At 54.2% G+C, this 240-nt stretch carries 1 protein-coding gene; it reads left to right on the top strand.

The window, feature by feature from the left end:
• A partial coding sequence (locus KMS84_RS44855) for a helix-turn-helix domain-containing protein (protein ID WP_256921668.1) occupies positions 1–240 on the top strand: 240 nt, incomplete at both ends.

The following is a 240-nucleotide window of genomic DNA, read 5'->3' as shown; positions in this document are numbered from 1 at the left end:
GCGAAGCACCGCAGCGAACGTAATCTGACCCAAGAAGAGGTAGCTGAGCGTTTAGGGATCGGTAGCGAAGCCATCTCTCGCCTGGAACGGGGAGTAGTGGAGCTTACCGTGGTCAAACTGATGCAACTGGCGGACATTTTCGATTGCCGCATGGATGAATTGCTGACGGAATCGAGTAATCGCCCCAATGACCAGAGCCAGATGATTGCGGGTCTGCTGAGTGGACTGAAAGAAAGCGAC

Origin of the sequence: Streptomyces hilarionis (assembly GCF_024539675.1) — a bacterium.
Lineage (GTDB): Bacteria > Actinomycetota > Actinomycetes > Streptomycetales > Streptomycetaceae > Streptomyces > Streptomyces hilarionis.
Note: the sequence above shows the minus strand (reverse complement) of the source record. Positions and strands in the feature narration are given on the sequence as shown.